Origin of the sequence: Rhizobium sp. NFR12 (assembly GCF_900108545.1) — a bacterium.
Taxonomy (GTDB): Bacteria; Pseudomonadota; Alphaproteobacteria; order Rhizobiales; family Rhizobiaceae; genus Neorhizobium; species Neorhizobium soli.
Genome location: NZ_FNWM01000002.1, coordinates 742,276 through 758,297, shown reverse-complemented (window position 1 = coordinate 758,297; position 16,022 = coordinate 742,276). Strand labels below are relative to the sequence as shown.

At 60.1% G+C, this 16,022-nt stretch carries 12 protein-coding genes and 1 other annotated feature; of the genes, 6 read left to right on the top strand and 6 right to left on the bottom strand.

The features are described from left to right. Positions 1-48 precede the first annotated feature (48 nt). Together BLW69_RS10975 and BLW69_RS10970 are read left to right on the top strand one after the other, a co-directional pair. Positions 49-270 (top strand): AbrB/MazE/SpoVT family DNA-binding domain-containing protein, encoded by a 222-nt coding sequence (locus tag BLW69_RS10975; protein ID WP_092661937.1) that lies wholly within the window; start codon positions 49-51, stop codon positions 268-270. Continuing rightward, positions 270-656 (top strand): type II toxin-antitoxin system death-on-curing family toxin, encoded by a 387-nt coding sequence (locus BLW69_RS10970; RefSeq protein WP_092661935.1) that lies wholly within the window; start codon positions 270-272, stop codon positions 654-656. Before BLW69_RS10975 ends, BLW69_RS10970 begins: the two co-directional genes overlap by 1 nt. A gap of 45 nt (positions 657-701) precedes the next feature. Here BLW69_RS10970 and parC read toward each other — a convergent pair whose 3' ends face one another. Further along, positions 702-2,969 (bottom strand): DNA topoisomerase IV subunit A, encoded by a 2,268-nt coding sequence (parC, locus tag BLW69_RS10965; protein ID WP_062579939.1) that lies wholly within the window; start codon positions 2,967-2,969, stop codon positions 702-704. A 232-nt stretch (positions 2,970-3,201) separates the two neighbouring features. On the opposite strand from parC, the gene BLW69_RS10960 reads away from it, so the two are divergent. Further along, positions 3,202-4,392: a hypothetical protein gene (locus BLW69_RS10960; protein ID WP_062453289.1), complete on the top strand. Its 1,191-nt coding sequence runs from the start codon at positions 3,202-3,204 to the stop codon at positions 4,390-4,392. Between the two features lie 82 nt (positions 4,393-4,474). On the opposite strand, the gene BLW69_RS10955 is transcribed toward BLW69_RS10960, so the two are convergent. The 3 genes from BLW69_RS10955 to aspS form a co-directional block, all read right to left on the bottom strand. Beyond that, positions 4,475-5,965, bottom strand: a complete 1,491-nt coding sequence (locus BLW69_RS10955; RefSeq protein ID WP_092661933.1) for a SulP family inorganic anion transporter — start codon at positions 5,963-5,965, stop codon at positions 4,475-4,477. 75 nt (positions 5,966-6,040) lie between these two features. Continuing rightward, positions 6,041-6,098, bottom strand: a sequence feature (sul1 is cis-regulatory element that is thought to sense ions involved in sulfur or methionine metabolism; They are found in Alphaproteobacteria). Between the two features lie 175 nt (positions 6,099-6,273). Further along, positions 6,274-6,594 (bottom strand): DUF1236 domain-containing protein, encoded by a 321-nt coding sequence (locus BLW69_RS10950; protein WP_062579936.1) that lies wholly within the window; start codon positions 6,592-6,594, stop codon positions 6,274-6,276. Positions 6,595-6,769: 175 nt separating this feature from the next. Then, positions 6,770-8,560: an aspartate--tRNA ligase gene (gene aspS, locus BLW69_RS10945; RefSeq protein WP_092661931.1), complete on the bottom strand. Its 1,791-nt coding sequence runs from the start codon at positions 8,558-8,560 to the stop codon at positions 6,770-6,772. 260 nt (positions 8,561-8,820) lie between these two features. Between aspS and BLW69_RS10940 the strand changes: the two genes are divergently transcribed. From BLW69_RS10940 to BLW69_RS10930, 3 genes are all read left to right on the top strand, one after another. Further along, complete coding sequence (locus BLW69_RS10940; protein ID WP_092661929.1) at positions 8,821-10,089, top strand: MFS transporter; 1,269 nt, start codon at positions 8,821-8,823, stop codon at positions 10,087-10,089. 90 nt (positions 10,090-10,179) lie between these two features. Beyond that, a complete protein-coding gene (gene rnd, locus BLW69_RS10935) occupies positions 10,180-11,325 on the top strand; it encodes a ribonuclease D (RefSeq protein WP_092661927.1) in 1,146 nt (381 codons plus the stop codon). A gap of 249 nt (positions 11,326-11,574) precedes the next feature. After that, complete coding sequence (locus tag BLW69_RS10930; protein ID WP_092661925.1) at positions 11,575-12,933, top strand: esterase-like activity of phytase family protein; 1,359 nt, start codon at positions 11,575-11,577, stop codon at positions 12,931-12,933. A gap of 143 nt (positions 12,934-13,076) precedes the next feature. Here BLW69_RS10930 and BLW69_RS10925 read toward each other — a convergent pair whose 3' ends face one another. Then, positions 13,077-14,363 (bottom strand): HEAT repeat domain-containing protein, encoded by a 1,287-nt coding sequence (locus tag BLW69_RS10925; protein WP_139283846.1) that lies wholly within the window; start codon positions 14,361-14,363, stop codon positions 13,077-13,079. A 118-nt stretch (positions 14,364-14,481) separates the two neighbouring features. Beyond that, positions 14,482-16,002: an exopolyphosphatase gene (ppx, locus tag BLW69_RS10920; RefSeq protein WP_092661923.1), complete on the bottom strand. Its 1,521-nt coding sequence runs from the start codon at positions 16,000-16,002 to the stop codon at positions 14,482-14,484. Positions 16,003-16,022: the final 20 nt, after the last annotated feature.

Below are 16,022 nucleotides of genomic sequence, written 5' to 3'. Positions count from 1 at the left end.
ATCGGCCATCCTCATGTTATAACTGCGTTGCAACATGAGGATACGCGCATGAACACCACCATCCGCAAGATCGGCAATTCCGAAGGCATCATCATCCCGAAGGAGATTCTGGAGCGGATGGGGTTGCGCGCGGGAGATAATATCGATCTTAGCGAAGAAGCAGGGAAGCTGGTCTTGAAGCCGCTCGATGACGATTTCAACCGTCAGCTAGAGCATGCGGAGCGCTTCATGGACAGATACAAGGTTGCCCTCAAGAAGCTGGCCGAGTGATGGCCATCCAATTTCTTTCACGAGCGCTGGTTGAACGCCTCCACCTGCGCCAGATCGAAAGATTCGGTGGGGCTTATGGTTTGCGCGATGAGGGCGCGCTGGAATCTGCGCTGATGCTTGCCGTCAACAAGGTTGCATATGGATCGACAGACCTCATCGAGCTGGCGGTAGCGTATCTTTACGTTCTTGCAATGAACAATGCTTTTATCGACGGAAACAAGCGGATCGCGATCGTCTCAGCCGGTGTCTTCCTGATGGACAACGGGTATGCCATCGATACCGATGACGCCACGCTCTACCAATTCATCCTCTCCGTCGCAGCCGGCGAGATCGACGAGGATGGTGCAGCGCGGTTCCTTCGCGATCACACGGTCCCCTACCCCTGAACCGGTCCGCCCATCAGGGCGAACCGTCTCAATCCAAAGGCCTGATCAGCCGGCGAATTTGCCGCTGCGCGGAAAGCCCTTCGGAACGGTGCGGCCGGCGGAGGCGCGGTCACCCATCCATTCGAGAAGCTCATCCTTGCTGCGGTTGAAGGCGCGTCCGGCACTGTCTTCCCAGGCAAGCCCGGTATCGATTGCGAAACACTTGATGTCGGAGATGCCGCCGTCCTTGTAGCGCTGCAGGCGCACGCCCTTGCCGCGTGTCATTTCCGGCAACTGGTCGAGCGGAAAGACCAGCATCTTGCGGTTCTCGCCGACAATCGCGACGTGATCGCCCTTGACCTGAACGACCAGCTTTGCCTCGTCCGGCATCGAGACGTTCATGACTTGCTTGCCCTTGCGGGTGTTGGCCACCATCTCGCTTTCGGCAATGACAAAGCCATAGCCCGCTGTCGACGCGATCACCATCTTGCGGCTGGCGTCGTGGACGAAGGCGGTCAGGATGTCCTGGTCGTTCTCCATGTCGACGATGATGCGGATCGGCTCGCCATGGCCGCGGCCGCCCGGCAGCTTATCGGCGCCGAGCGTGTAGGCCTTGCCGCCTGTTGTCACCAGCAGGAGCTTGTCGGTCGTCTGCGCCGTGAACGCGATCTTCGGTCCGTCTCCTTCCTTGAAGACGAGGCCCGACGTATCGGTCACATGCCCCTTCAAAGCGCGGATCCAGCCCTTCTGCGAAATCACGACGGTGATCGGTTCCTTTTCGATCATCGCCTGTTGGATTGCTTCCAGATTGGCTTCCGGCGCATTGGCGAACTGGGTGCGCCGGCGGCCGAGCTCGGTCGCCTTGGCATACTGTTTCTTGACCTCCTGGATCTCCCAGGCGACGGTCTTCCACTGCTGTTCGTCGGAGGCGAGAAGCGCTTCGATCTCGCCCTTTTCCTTGGTCAGATTATCGTGCTCGGTGCGGATCTCGAACTCTTCGAGCTTGCGCAAATTGCGCAGCCGCATGTTGAGGATCGATTCCACCTGCAGGTCGGTCAGAGACCAGCGCGCCACCATGACAGGCTTCGGCTCGTCCTCCTCGCGGATGATGCGGATCACCTCGTCGATGTTGAGGTAGGCGATCAGCAGGCCGCCGAGGATTTCCAGCCGCCGGTCGATTGCTGCCAGACGGTAGCGGGAGCGGCGAACCAGCACGTCCTTGCGATGCGCCAGCCATTCGAGCAGCACCTCGTTCAGCGCCATCACCCGCGGCACGCGCCCCATCGAGAGCAAGTTCATGTTGAGCGGAATGCGGTTTTCAAGCTCGGTCAGCTTGAACATCGATTCCATCAGCAGCGTCGCATCGACCGTGCGGTTCTTCGGCACGATGATGATGCGGACGTCTTCGGCGGATTCGTCGCGGATGTCGTCGAGCAGCGGCAGCCTGCGGGCAATCAGCAGTTCGGCGATCTTTTCGATCAGCCGCGACTTCTGCACCTGGTAGGGAATTTCGGTGACGACGATCTGATAGCCGCCGCGGCCGAGATCCTCGATCTCCCACTTGGCGCGGACGCGGAAGCCGCCGCGACCTGTCTTGTAGCTCTCGAGGATCGACTCGCGGTTATCGATGATGATGCCGCCGGTCGGAAGATCCGGACCCGGCATGAACTCGAGCAGCTTTTCGACGCTGGCATCCGGATGGGCGATGAGATGCAGCGCGGCGTCGCAGACTTCATGGGCATTGTGCGACGGGATCGACGTCGCCATGCCGACCGCGATCCCGGAGGCGCCGTTGGCCAGCAGGTTCGGGAAGGCACCGGGCAGAACCGTCGGTTCGGAGTTGCTCTCGTCATAGGTATCGCGAAAGTCGACCGCATCCTCGCCGATTCCCTGCAGCAGCAGTTCGGCAACGGCAGTCATCTTCGATTCGGTGTAACGCATCGCGGCGGGGCTATCGCCGTCGATATTGCCGAAATTGCCCTGGCCGTTGACCAGCGGATAGCGCTGCGAGAAATCCTGCGCGAGACGGGCAAGCGCATCGTAGATCGATTGGTCGCCGTGCGGATGGTAGTTACCCATCACTTCACCGACGATCTTTGCGCACTTGCGGAAGGCCGAGTTGGGGCGAAGGCCCATCTCGTTCATCGCGTAGACGATACGGCGATGGACGGGTTTCAGACCGTCGCGCACATCAGGCAGAGCACGGTGCATGATCGTGGAAAGAGCGTAGGCGAGATAGCGCTCTTCGAGCGCTGCCTTCAGGTCAACCGCCTGAATGTGGTCGCCGCCGCCGTCTCCCGAGCCGTCGCCAGGTGGAGTTACAATTTTTCCCATGGCACTTGACTATAGAAATCCCTGATTCCCGGCAAGAAACCTATCCAAACGCCCTGTGGATGATCGGGCCGATGACACAAGTTTTCACTGTTTGGCGACAAACATTTACGCTGCCGCAATTATGCCGAAGCGAATGGACACTACGGCATGGACGTTTTGCACCGTCCGCCTTAACTCTTGCCTCAGCCAGACTGTAATTGATCCCGGGCCGTGCCGCCCGCCAGGAGGACCTATGACCCACTTTTCCACCACGGCGCGCCTGCTTGCCGCCGCCACAGCGCTGTCGGTGTTTGCCGGGCCGGCCTTGGCTCTCGACGGCAACGATCTTCTGAAGAAGATCAACGCCGCGCTCGTCATCCAGGGCGGCGCGCTCGAAGCCCAGTCGGTTGCCGTCGACGGGTCGAAGGTGACGCTTACAGGCGCGACCTACAATCCCTCAGGGGCTCCGCAGAAGATGCCGATCGGCACTGTGACGATGGATGGCGTCGAAGAAGCCGAGGGTGGCTACACGATCGACAAGGTGACCTTCCCCAACATCAACGTTTCGCATGAAGCCACCACGATCAGCGCGTCCGACATCACGATGAGCGGCGTCACGGTACCGGCGGACGCCACGAAGAACACAATCGAGTCGCTCCTGCTCTACGAGGAAGCCAAGACCGGCGCCACGACCGTCGCAGTCGGCGGCAAGACCGTTCTCACAGTCGGCCCGAGCAGCGTCACGACGGAGGTTGCGGACGACAATTCCGGTATCGACTTCGATATGGCGCTGAACGAAATCAAGGCGGATCTCAGCATCATCGACGACCCGCAGTCGCGCGAGGCAATCCAGGCGCTTGGGGTCAACACTCTGGATGGCAGCATCAACCTCAACGGCACATGGACGCAGAACGACGGTACTGTCGCCGTCGAGGAATATGCGATCGACTTCGACAAGGTTGGCCGCCTCGACCTGTCCTTCAGCTTTTCCGGCTATACGATCGACTTCCTGAAGTCCGCGCAGGAAACCGCAAAGGCGCTGGAAGCCAACCCGAACAAGCAGGAAGCGCAGCAGGCGGCAAACCTTGCCATGCTCGGCCTGATGCAGCGGCTCACGTTCAACGCCGCCCAGATCCGCTTCGAGGATGACGGCGTGACGGCGAAGGCGCTGGATTATGCCGGCAAGAAGCAGGGTTCGAACGGCCCGCAGATGGCACAGATGATCAAGGCGATGACGCCGATCGTGCTTTCGCAGTACAACATTCCGGAACTGCAGAACATGCTGAGCCAGGCCGTCAACACCTATCTCGACAAGCCCGAGAACCTGACGATCACAGCAGAGCCGGCAAACCCTGTTCCGTTCCCGATGATCATGGGCGCAGCGATGGGCGCACCGAACACGCTGCCCAACGTGCTGGGCGTCAAGGTCTCCGCGAACGACTGATCGATTCCCTCTACGGAATGAATGAAAAAGCCCCGGCAAGCGATTGCCGGGGCTTTGTTTTGTTCAGGATAGGTGCGCCGCTTTAGTGTCCGGGGGTTGCCGAAAGGGCTGCGTGTTCCTTGTCGTGCAGCGCGAACCGGTCGATCATCGAGGCGCTTGCCTCGTTGGCACCGATCACCTCGACGGCGATGCCGCGGCTACGGAATTTCATCACCGCACGGTCGAGTGCGCCGACGGCCGAGATATCCCAGAGGTGCGCACGGCGAACGTCGATCGTGACGCGTTCCAGGCTTTCGGCGAAATCGAAGGCGTCAACGAGAGCGTCTGCCGAGGCGAAGAAGACCTGTCCTTCAACCGCATAGGTTCTTACCTTGCCGTCTTCGGAAAGGCTGGAGGACACGCGCACCATCCTGGCCACCTTGCCCGCAAAGAACACACCCGACAAAAGCACGCCGACGATGACGCCCTTCGACAGATCGTGCGTTGCCAGAACAACCGCGACGGTCGAGAGCATGACGATCGAGGATGTACCGGGATGCCGCTTGAGATCGATGACCGACTTCCAAGAGAACGTGCCGATCGCCACCATGATCATGACGGCCACGAGTGCTGCAACCGGCACAATGCGCAGGATATCATCCAGCACCAGAAGCAGGATCAGCAGGTATATGCCGGAGGCAAAGGTCGAAAGCCGGCCTCGCCCGCCTGACGTGACGTTGATCACCGATTGGCCGATCATGGCGCAGCCGCCCATGCCGCCGAACAGGGCTGCAACGATGTTGCCGCTGCCCTGACCGAAACATTCTTTTGTCTTGCTGCTGGTCGTGTCTGTCATTTCATCGACGATCTGTGCGGTCAGCAGCGATTCCAGAAGACCGACGGCTGCGAGTGCCAGCGAATACGGAAAGATGATCCGCAGCGTCTCGAAGGTCAGTGGCACATCCGGCAACAGGAAGTCCGGAAGCGCCGTCGGCATCGCGCCAAGATCGGCAACGGTCGGAACCTCTATGCCGAAGGAGAGCGCCAGAATGGTAACGGCAGCGATCGCCACAAGGGGTGACGGGATGGCTTTGGTTACATAGGGAAACAGATAGATGATGCCGAGCGCCAATGCGATGAGCAGGTAGGTTACTTCGGGAACGTTGATGAGCTGCGGAAGCTGAGCCAAAAAGATCAGGATCGCCAGTGAGTTGACGAAGCCGGTCATGACCGATTTCGACACGAACCGCATCAGGCGACCGAGTTTCAGCATGCCGGCGAAGATCTGCAGGATGCCCATCAGGATGGTTGCGGCAAACAGGTACTGGATGCCGTGATCGCGTACCAGGGGCCCCATCAGCACCGCAGTGGCAGCCGTGGCGGCCGAAATCATGGCCGGGCGGCCACCGGTGATCGCGGTGGTGCAGGCAATGGCGACCGAGGCGAACAGGCCGACCTTTGGATCAACGCCGGCAATGATGGAAAAACCGACAGCTTCGGGGATGAGCGCAAGCGCAACGACGATGCCGGCAAGGAGATCGCCGCGAATGTTCGAAAACCATTCGCGCCGATAGGCGGAAATTGACTGTGTCATGTATTGGAAACTTCGCAAATAAAGCGCATCCGCCGGGAGGTATCCTCCAGGGTGAGAAAGACGGCTGATGCTTTGCGTTGTCCGGCGGATCGGCGGCCGGAAGAGCCACTCGGGAGTTTCACCTGAGTCCTTGTGATGGGCGACCTATAGCGGAGAGAATTGCAGATGCCAAGCGTGGTACGGGAATATCTGCGAGACGGCGACGGTAGCGGCCCCGAAGCGATACGGACTAAAAGCTCCGACGCAAAAAGACCGGAGCTGCGGTGGCAGCCCCGGTTTCTCAAATACTATCCGAAATCAGACGGGTACTATTCCAGGACCTGAATAACCGTGCGCGTCTGCGGGTCGACGATGACGCGGCGATCGTTCACGACCGTGTAACCGTAGGAGTCATATCCCTGCACAGGACGAACCTGGACGGCTTCCGGCAGCACGCGGCCGACCAGAACGTCGCCTTCGTACGGCACGGATTCAACCGGCTGCTCCATCACGTAGGTGCGGACTTCGCCTGGCATGACAACCGTTGCGGGTGCCATTGCTGGTTCCTGCGTGATGATCGTCGTCTGGGCGAAGGCTGCACTCGAAAGCGCCATGAATGCCGCCGAAGCGGTCAGTACGATCTTGCGCATAGTCTTACTCCATTTGTTTATTCTGCCTCTACAACTCGAAGTACGCGGCGATGGTTCCGTCCGACCAAGGTCTGATCGCTGCACTGCAACCAAGCCCTGCCCTGCTGAAACGGGAAAGCCCGGCATCTTTCGAGCGCCGGGCTTTGCAATCTCGTCACAGAAATAGAACCGAAGATCAGTCCTTCTTAACCGGCGGGATCGGGCGGATCGCCAGTTCGCGCAGCTGCGCGGGGCTCGCTTCCGAAGGCGCTCCCATCAGAAGGTCCTGAGCCTGCTGGTTCATCGGGAACAGCGTGATCTCGCGCAGGTTCTTGGCACCGGTCAGAAGCATGACGACGCGGTCGACGCCGGCTGCCATGCCGCCATGCGGCGGTGCGCCGTACTGGAATGCGCGGTAGAGGCCGCCGAAGCGGTCTTCCACGTCCTGCTGCGAAAGGCCGACCATTTCGAAGGCCTTGACCATCACTTCCGGCAGCTGGTTACGGATCGAGCCAGACGCGATTTCGAAACCGTTGCAGACCATGTCGTACTGGTAGGCCTTGATCGTCAGCGGATCCTGGTTTTCCAGCGCGTCTAGGCCGCCCTGCGGCATCGAGAACGGGTTGTGGGCGAAGTCGATCTTCTTGTCTTCCTCGTTGTATTCGAAGAACGGGAAGTCGACGATCCAGCACAGAGCGAACTGGTTCTTGTCGGAAAGGTTCAGTTCGTCGGCAGCGCGGTTACGGGCTTCGCCGGCAAACTTGTAGAACTTGTCCGGATCGCCAGCGACGAAGAAGCAGGCATCGCCCGCTTCGAGGCCGAGCTGGGTGCGAACGGCTTCGGTGCGCTCCTCGCCGATGTTCTTGGCGAGCGGACCGGAGCCCGCGATCTTGCCGTCTTCTTCCTTCCAGAAGATGTAGCCGAGACCCGGCTGGCCCTGGCCCTGCGCCCAGGCGTTCATACGGTCGCAGAACGCTCTTGAGCCGCCGGTCTTGGCCGGGATCGCCCAGACTTCGACCTTCGGGTTGGACGCGATCATGTTTGCGAACACTTTGAAGCCGGAGCCGGCGAAATGCTCGGTGACGGCTTCCATCTCGATCGGGTTGCGCAGGTCCGGCTTGTCGGAGCCGTATTTGCGCAGCGCGACGTCGTAAGGAATCCGCGGAAACTCCTTGGTAACCGGCTTGCCTTCGGCAAACTCTTCGAAGATGCCGCGCATGACCGGCTCCATCGTCTCCCAGACTTCTTCCTGGGTAACGAAGCTCATTTCCAGGTCGAGCTGGTAGAATTCGCCTGGCAGGCGGTCGGCACGCGGGTCTTCGTCGCGGAAACACGGTGCGATCTGGAAGTAGCGGTCAAAGCCCGCCACCATCATCAGCTGCTTGTACTGCTGCGGCGCCTGCGGCAGCGCGAAGAACTTGCCGGGATGGATACGGCTTGGAACCAGGAAGTCGCGCGCGCCTTCGGGCGACGATGCGGTCAGGATCGGCGTCGAATATTCGGTAAAGCCACAGGTAGCCATTTCGCGGCGCATGGCCGCAATGATCTGCGTGCGCTTGACGATGTTCTTGTGCAGCGTTTCGCGGCGAAGATCGAGAAAGCGGTACTTGAGGCGCACATCTTCCGGATATTCCGGCTCGCCGAACACAGGCAGTGGCAGTTCCTTGGCAGCGGAGAGAACTTCGATCTCCTGTGCGTAGAGTTCGATCTCGCCGGTCGCCATCGTCTTGTTGACGGTCTCGTCGGAACGCGCCTTGACGGTGCCGTCGATGCGGATGACCCATTCGCCACGCACGACTTCGGCCGACTTGAAAGCCGGGCTGTCCGGGTCGGCAACGACCTGGGTCATGCCATAATGGTCGCGAAGGTCGATGAACAGAACGCCGCCATGGTCACGGACGCGATGAACCCAGCCGGAGATACGGACATTGGAGCCGACGTCCGACTTGCGGAGGGCTGCACAGGTATGGCTGCGGTAACGATGCATTGTCTTTTATCCTGGACTGATGCTGAAAGCGGCTTCATCGGCGCGCGAAGCACAGCCGTACGAACCCATGAAAATCGGCCGGAAAAGCGCATGGTGGGCCTGCTTTGTCAAGACTTGTCACAGTCTCCCGCGGCGCTCGAGCCCTTTCCCCCGCTTTTACGGCTAGAGTTGCATAGGAGGATGTCATAACCAGAATGGGTCGATACGGCCAGCGCGCTGGCTGAGTCTCTGCGCCTGCCGACCATGCCCGAAAGCATCCGATGAACCACATCCGCCCGCTGATACCGCTTCTGATCACCGCAGGGATCCTGATCGGCGGCAATGGGCTCCAGGGCACCTATATCGCGCTGCGCGGTTCGGCCGAGGGTTTTTCGCCGTCGGTCATCGGCCTGATCGGTGCCGGCTACAGTGTCGGCTTTGCGATCGGCTGCATCTATGTGGCAAGGCTGCTGCGCTCGATCGGCCATATCCGCACCTTTGCGGCCATGGCGGCAATCGCTGCGTCTGCCTCGATCGCCCTATCGATGGTGATCGATCCCGTCTTCTGGTTCGCCATGCGCTTCCTGATCGGCATCACCATCGCCAGCCTGTTTGCCACCGTCGAGAGCTGGATCAACTCGCAGGTGACCAACGAGAACCGCGCGCGGACGCTGTCGATCTACCGTTTCGTCGATCTCGGCTCGGTCACGATCGCGCAATACCTGATCCCGACCTTCGGCATCGACGGACCTGTCATCTTCAACATCATCGCCATCGCGCTGACGCTTTCGCTTGTGCCGATATCCATCGCCGACAAGTCGGGGCCGACGCCACCGGCCTCCATCTCATTCGATCTGAGAACCGTGTGGCGCATTTCGCCGCTCGCTGTGGTCGGCGTCGTGGCGGTCGGTCTGTCGATGGCGGCCTTTCGCAATATTGGGCCGATCTACGCCAAGGAGATCGGCATGAGTATCACGTCGATCGCGACCTTCATGAGTGCCGGCATCATCGGCGGCGTGGTACTGCAATATCCGCTCGGCGTCTATTCGGACAAGCTCGACCGGCGGCGCGTCATCCTGTGGACGACGATCGGGTCCGTCATCACCGGCGCCTATCTGTCGTTCGGCGCGGGCAGCAACGAGACGGCCAATATCATCAGCGTCTTCCTGTTCGGCGCCTTTTCGATGCCGCTCTATTCGCTCTGCTCGGCGCATGGCAACGACCACGCGAAACCAGGCGAGCACGCGGTGATCGCGGCAGGCTTGCTGTTCTTCTGGTCGGTCGGCGCCACGTTCGGACCGCTGCTTGCCGCAGCACTGCTGGAATTCTATGGCCCGCGCGCATTCTTTCTCTACACGTCCTTCATCTTTGCCGGTTTTGCGATCTACACGCTGCGCCGGATGCAGGTGCGGGCACCGGTGCCGCCGCAGCAGCGCAACTCGCGATTTCGGGCGCTCTTGCGCACGTCGGCTTATTTCAACCGGCTTGCAGACCCTGCGGACCGTGGTGGCGACAAGGACAGGGACGCTGACGGCAACAATAGGAAATAGCCGCCCGCTGCCGGGAAAGGCTGGCCGTTTGTCTTGACATCTGCGGCGGGAAGGGAAAGGAAGGTTGACCACCTGCACGTGAATGAGACGATGATCGAAACAACAATTGCCCTTCAGGAAGCCTGCGAAAAGCTGGCTCAGTCAGACTTCATCACCATCGATACAGAGTTCTTGAGAGAGACGACCTTCTGGCCGGAACTCTGCCTGATCCAGATGGCGAGCCCGACAGTCGAAGTTCTCGTCGATCCGCTGGCAAAAGGGCTCGACCTCAAGCCCTTCTTCGAGCTGATGGCGAATACGGCGGTCACCAAGGTGTTTCATGCCGCCCGCCAGGATATCGAGATCATCCATCATCTCGGCAATCTCGTCCCGCATCCGATCTTCGATACGCAGGTTGCAGCCATGGTCTGCGGCTTCGGCGACAGCGTGTCCTATGACCAGCTCGTCAACCGCATCAAGGGCGTGCAGATCGACAAGTCGTCGCGCTTTACCGACTGGAGCCGCCGGCCGCTTTCCGAAAAGCAGCTCGACTATGCGCTGGCTGACGTCACCCATCTGCGCGACGTCTATCTGTTCCTGAAGGAACAGCTGGAACGCGAAGGCCGTGCCCTGTGGCTGACCGAGGAAATGGCGGTTCTCGAGAGCGCCTCGACCTACGATCTGCATCCTGACGATGCCTGGCTTCGGTTGAAGTCGCGTCTGAGGAAGCCGAGCGAACTGGCGATCCTGAAATTCGTTGCCGCATGGCGCGAACGGGAAGCGCGCAGCCGCAACGTGCCGCGCTCGCGCGTGTTGAAGGACGATGCGATCTACGAGATCGCCCAGCAGCAGCCCAAGGATACCGAAGCGCTCGGACGTCTGCGCACCGTGCCGAAAGGCTGGGAGCGCTCGTCCTCAGGGGCCGCGATTGTCGAGGCTGTCAATACGGCGCTGGCGCTGCCGAAGACCGAGATGCCGCATGCGCCGAAGCATGTGCACCTGCCGGAAGGCACGGGCGCTGCCGTCGAACTCTTGAAGGTTCTGCTGAAGCTCATTTCCGACAAGCAGGGCGTTGCCGCCAAGGTGCTTGCCAATACCGACGATCTGGAAAAGATTGCTGCCGAAGGCGAGTTGGCCGAAGTGGCCGCCCTTTCCGGCTGGCGTCGCGAACTGTTCGGCGACACGGCGCTCAAGCTGATCCAAGGCGGCGTGGCGCTGCGCTTCGTCAACAAGAAGGTCGAGGCGGTCGAGCTGTAAGGCTCGTCCTCACCGTCTTTCATAATACAAGGGATCGGCCACCGGAGCTCCGGAGCGCGATCCCTGTTCGTTTAAATCCCAGTTATTTGCAGCGTTCCGGGCCGGCTCCGCGACGCTCGAACTACCTGCTCTGGCACCGTCAAGAAACAGACGTAAAACGTTCATCCAAGCGTCAAGCGATCATCACCTCACCGTCATGCGTGCCGCCTATCGACGTCGCGTGTTCTTCTCAATCGAACAGGTGATTTGATGACCAAGACCTTTTTAGCCTCCGTCTTCGTAAGTGCCCTCCTCGCCGGCACGGTATTGGCCGACGACCGCGAATTTCCGGCAAAGCTCGCGGGCCAGGCAATCCTGCCGGCCAATACGGTGACTGCTTCCCCATCCGATGTTCCTGAATTTCTCAAGACCTCGGGCAAGTTCACGACGCCGGACCGCAAGCGCACGGAAAAGCTTGGCTCGATCGACGGCAAGGACGGTGTTCGCGTCACCGACGTCAAGCTGCCGTTCAACGGTCAGCCGATCCAGGGCTTTTCCGGGATCAAGGCGATGGCAGACGGTACGTTCTGGACGCTGTCCGACAACGGCTTCGGCTCCAAGGCCAACTCCTCCGACGCGATGCTGTTCCTGCATCAGGTGAAGTTCGACTGGGCGACCAACAAGGTCGATGTCGTCAAGAACATCTTCCTGTCGGACCCGAACAAGATCGCCCCCTTCCCGATCGCCATGGAAGGCAGCGACAAGCGCTACCTGACCGGCGCCGATTTCGACATCGAATCGATCCAGCCCGTCGCAGACGGTTTTTGGCTCGGCGAGGAATTCGGGCCTTACCTCATCAAGGTCGACATGCTCGGCCAGCTGACTGACGTCGTTGCCACCAACGTCGACGGCAAGAAAGTCACCTCGCCCGACAACCCGACGCTGTCCATGCCGGCCAACCCCGCCGCCAAAATGCCGGTCTTCAACCTGAAGCGTTCGGGTGGCTATGAAGGCATGGCAATGTCGAAGGATGGGCAGAAGCTTTACGGTCTGCTGGAAGGCCCGATCTTCCTCGAAGACGGCAAGGTCGAACAGGCCGATGGCCGCACCGCGCTGCGCGTCATCGAATTCGACATCGCTTCGAAAAGCTGGACCGGTCGTTCCTGGCTCTATCCGCTGTCTGAAAAGGGTGTCGCGATCGGCGATTTCAACATGCTGGACGCCACGACCGCACTCGTCATCGAGCGCGACAACGGCGCCGGCACCAAGGACAAGGCCTGCGCTGATCCGAAGCAGCCGAAGCCGGATTGCTTCGATGCACCGGCCGAGTTGAAGCGCGTCTACAAGATCGAGATGACCGACGCCAATGTCGGCGCTGCCGTCCGCAAGATCGGCTATATCGACCTTCTGAACATCAAGGACCCCGACAGCAAGAAGATGGCTGGCTCGAAGGACGGCGTCTACGACATGCCGTTCGTGACGATCGAGAATGTCGACCAGATCGACGCGACACACCTAATCATCGGCAATGACAACAACCTGCCCTTCTCGGCCGGTCGCGCCGTCAACAAGGCTGACGACAACGAGTTCAGCCTGATCGAAGCCGCCGAGTTCCTCAACGCGAAGTAAAGCGGTGAGGTGGTGATCGGCAGGCCTCTAGAGCCCGGACATCACCACGACGAAACAGAAAAGGGTATCTGCATCAGCAGGTACCCTTTTCGACTCCATGACACCTCGAACCTGGACGTATTAAAGCTCAGGTATCGCCAGGATTACCATTTCAGGACGTCGTTAAGCGATGATGGCGCTTTCAAGCTTCTGTTCAAGTTCGTCGAAGGATCATTGAGCTGACGGACGATGTCGCTCTTTTGCGACGAGGAAAGATTGCTCCCCGACTGCCGCAGGATCAGGATCTGGTTATTGGCCACACCCTGATCTGTCGTATCCTTGGCAGCGTTTACGCTCAGCTCCACGGCCCGCGGATCCTGCAGGCGGTACAGAAAATCTGCTGCCTGGTAGCGAATGGTCTTGTCCGGATCTGCGGCCGCCTGGATCAGCAACGGAAAATCCTCAGCGGCCAACTTTTGCGACAGAGACGACGCCAGATTGGGGTCGGAGCGGATCATTTCTGCCAGGGCATAGACCACGCCGAGCTTGACGCGGTAATCGTCCGGCGATGCGTGCAGCGCAGACAGCATCATGGGCACTGCGACAACTCCGGCAGAGACCAGAAAGTCGCGGGAATTGCGCCTCAGGAACGTATCCTCGTTCCGTAGGCCGGCAAGCGCCTTCTGAATTTGGTCGACCGATGCTTCCGGCCGAACCGCCGCCTGAGCGAACGCGCTCAGATCCCACCATGCACCTGTCGTGCTGCCGCTAACCTCCGCTGTCGGCCCAGGTGAAAGCGTATCCAGTTCGGACAGGAGAACCAGCGAGCCGTTCTTGACCTGCCGCGCATTATAGTCGAAGCGCCACTGGACCGGCCGGCCTTCGGCGAAAATTGCCCGGATTTTCTGGGCATCGCCGATAAGCTCGAAATACTCTTTGCCAGCTTCCTTTTCGATTGTATCGACCTGCATCCGCATCTGCGTGCTTTGTAGCGATGTACCGAGGCCAAGAAACTTGATCCGTCGGACCATGGCATCCTTGTAGATGTAGAGCGGCTCGTCATCGATTATGCGGATATCGGCGACATGCGAGAAGTCGCCGCTGATCTCGCCTTTAAACAGCGCCGGCGTGCCAGGCGGCGTAAATTGCTGGAGCATTAGAAACAGAACGACTGCCATGGCGCCGGCCCCGGTCACCGACCAGCCGGCCCAGTTCCCTGCAACCTTTGCACCGAACGCCGCAAGCACCAGCCCGAAACCGACGCAGATGGTCAGCGAGGAGGCGGTCTGGCTGCGTCCCAAGAGAAGGATCGCAGTACCCAGCAGCACGAGAAAGAGCCCGACGGCCACGCCGGCAACAAAGTATTTTTCCGGAAAATTGTTCTCGGGCGCCAGCGCGTTATTGGCCCCACGGTCCGCATGATTGTTCGCGCCTTGATCTGCCACTGCCATGTTCGAGCCCCCCTCGAAGCCAACACCAACATAAGGCATGCCTGTTCAACCGAAGATAAGCCGAAGCTCGATCAGTTGCAACCGTCTAGATCTGATGCATCTGTTCTCGCAACAGCTGCTATTTGAACACGAAGGCGAGCTTCTTGCCGGTCAGCTTGGCAAGCTGCTGCAGCCGACCTTCCAGCCGCTCCCCAGCGAAGTTGCGGTAAGCGTGCGGAACGACGAATTCCATGTCGAGATCGGGCGAACTCGACTGTCGGAAGGTCAGGTTATTGACGATGCCAGGCATCGAGGCCGAAAACAGATAGACGACCCGCAAAAGCCCGCCGAGCAGTTTGGCGAGCTCAAGAAGCCGCGGTGTCGCGATCGTCGAGAGCGGGCCGGTGGCACCGTCGTCGCTCAAACCCTCGAACCGGTAGTAGTTGGCGAGCGCTAGGTAGGCGCGGCCCGCATGGGTAATGCCGACGAAGGACGAGTGGGCGATGACGTTAAGTGCCTGGGCGCCGCGGTAATCGGGATGCGCACGCCAGCTGATATCGGCCAGCAGGCAGGCAGCCCTGCGATAGCGGCTTTCTTCCTCGGTCTCGGTAATGCCGAAGAACGGCACCATGCGGCCGGTCCAATCGGCAAGCTCGCGCGCATGTTCCGGCGAACGCGCGCGCAGGATGGCGAGTTGATCGGCAGCCACGACCAGCGGATCGGCCTGCTTTTCCTCATCCGGCATCAGATGATAGAGATAGCCTTCCCGCACCCCCTGCGCCGAAAAGCTGACGACCGACGGCTTCATGACGGAGAGCACTTCCTGCAGGGCCACGGCGCCGAAGGGCAGAAGCGAACGACGGCTTTTCGAGACGGCCTGCCAGGCAGGATCCTTGGAATCCTTGGCATCAATCACGTCCTCGAGGAATTTCTGGATTTCCTCGAAGGTCAGTTCATACCCCTGCATCATGTGCAGCGGATATTTGGTGATTTCCATGTGCAGCTTGGCGATGTTGCGCCAGGTACCGCCAACGGCGTAGAAGGTGCGGCCCTCGCCCTTTTCCAGGAAGCGGGCGGTATTGACCTGCTTGCGGGCAAAGGTGCGCGCCTTGGAGATGGAGCCACCTGATGATTCCGACAGGCGCAGGCCGCCGAGAGGCAGGGTGATCCCCTTGCCGAACTCATGTCCCTTGATGTCGATCAGTTCAAGCGAACCGCCGCCAAGATCGCCGGCAACACCGTCGACATCGTGGAAGCCGCTGATCACGCCGAGAGCCGAATACTTGGCTTCTTCCTCGCCGGACAGGAGCTGGATTTCCTGGCCGAGGATTTCCTCCGCCTTGGCGATGAAATCAGGGCCGTTGGAGGCTTCGCGGGCGGCGGCCGTTGCAAGGACGTAGATTTCCGTCGCCTGCGCCTGGTCGGACAGCGCCTTGAACCGTCTGAGAGCGGCGAGCGCGCGCAACACGCCCTCGTCGTCCATCCGGCCGTTCGAGCCGAGACCCTTGCCAAGACCGCACAGAACCTTCTCGTTGAAGAGAACGGTCGGTGCCCTGGTCAGGCCTTCGTAAATCACCACGCGAACCGAGTTCGAGCCAATGTCGATGACGGAAACAGGGGCGATGCCAGGCAGGCGCCCTTGAGCTTCAGATCGTACCATGCTGCCTATTTCTTGACTGT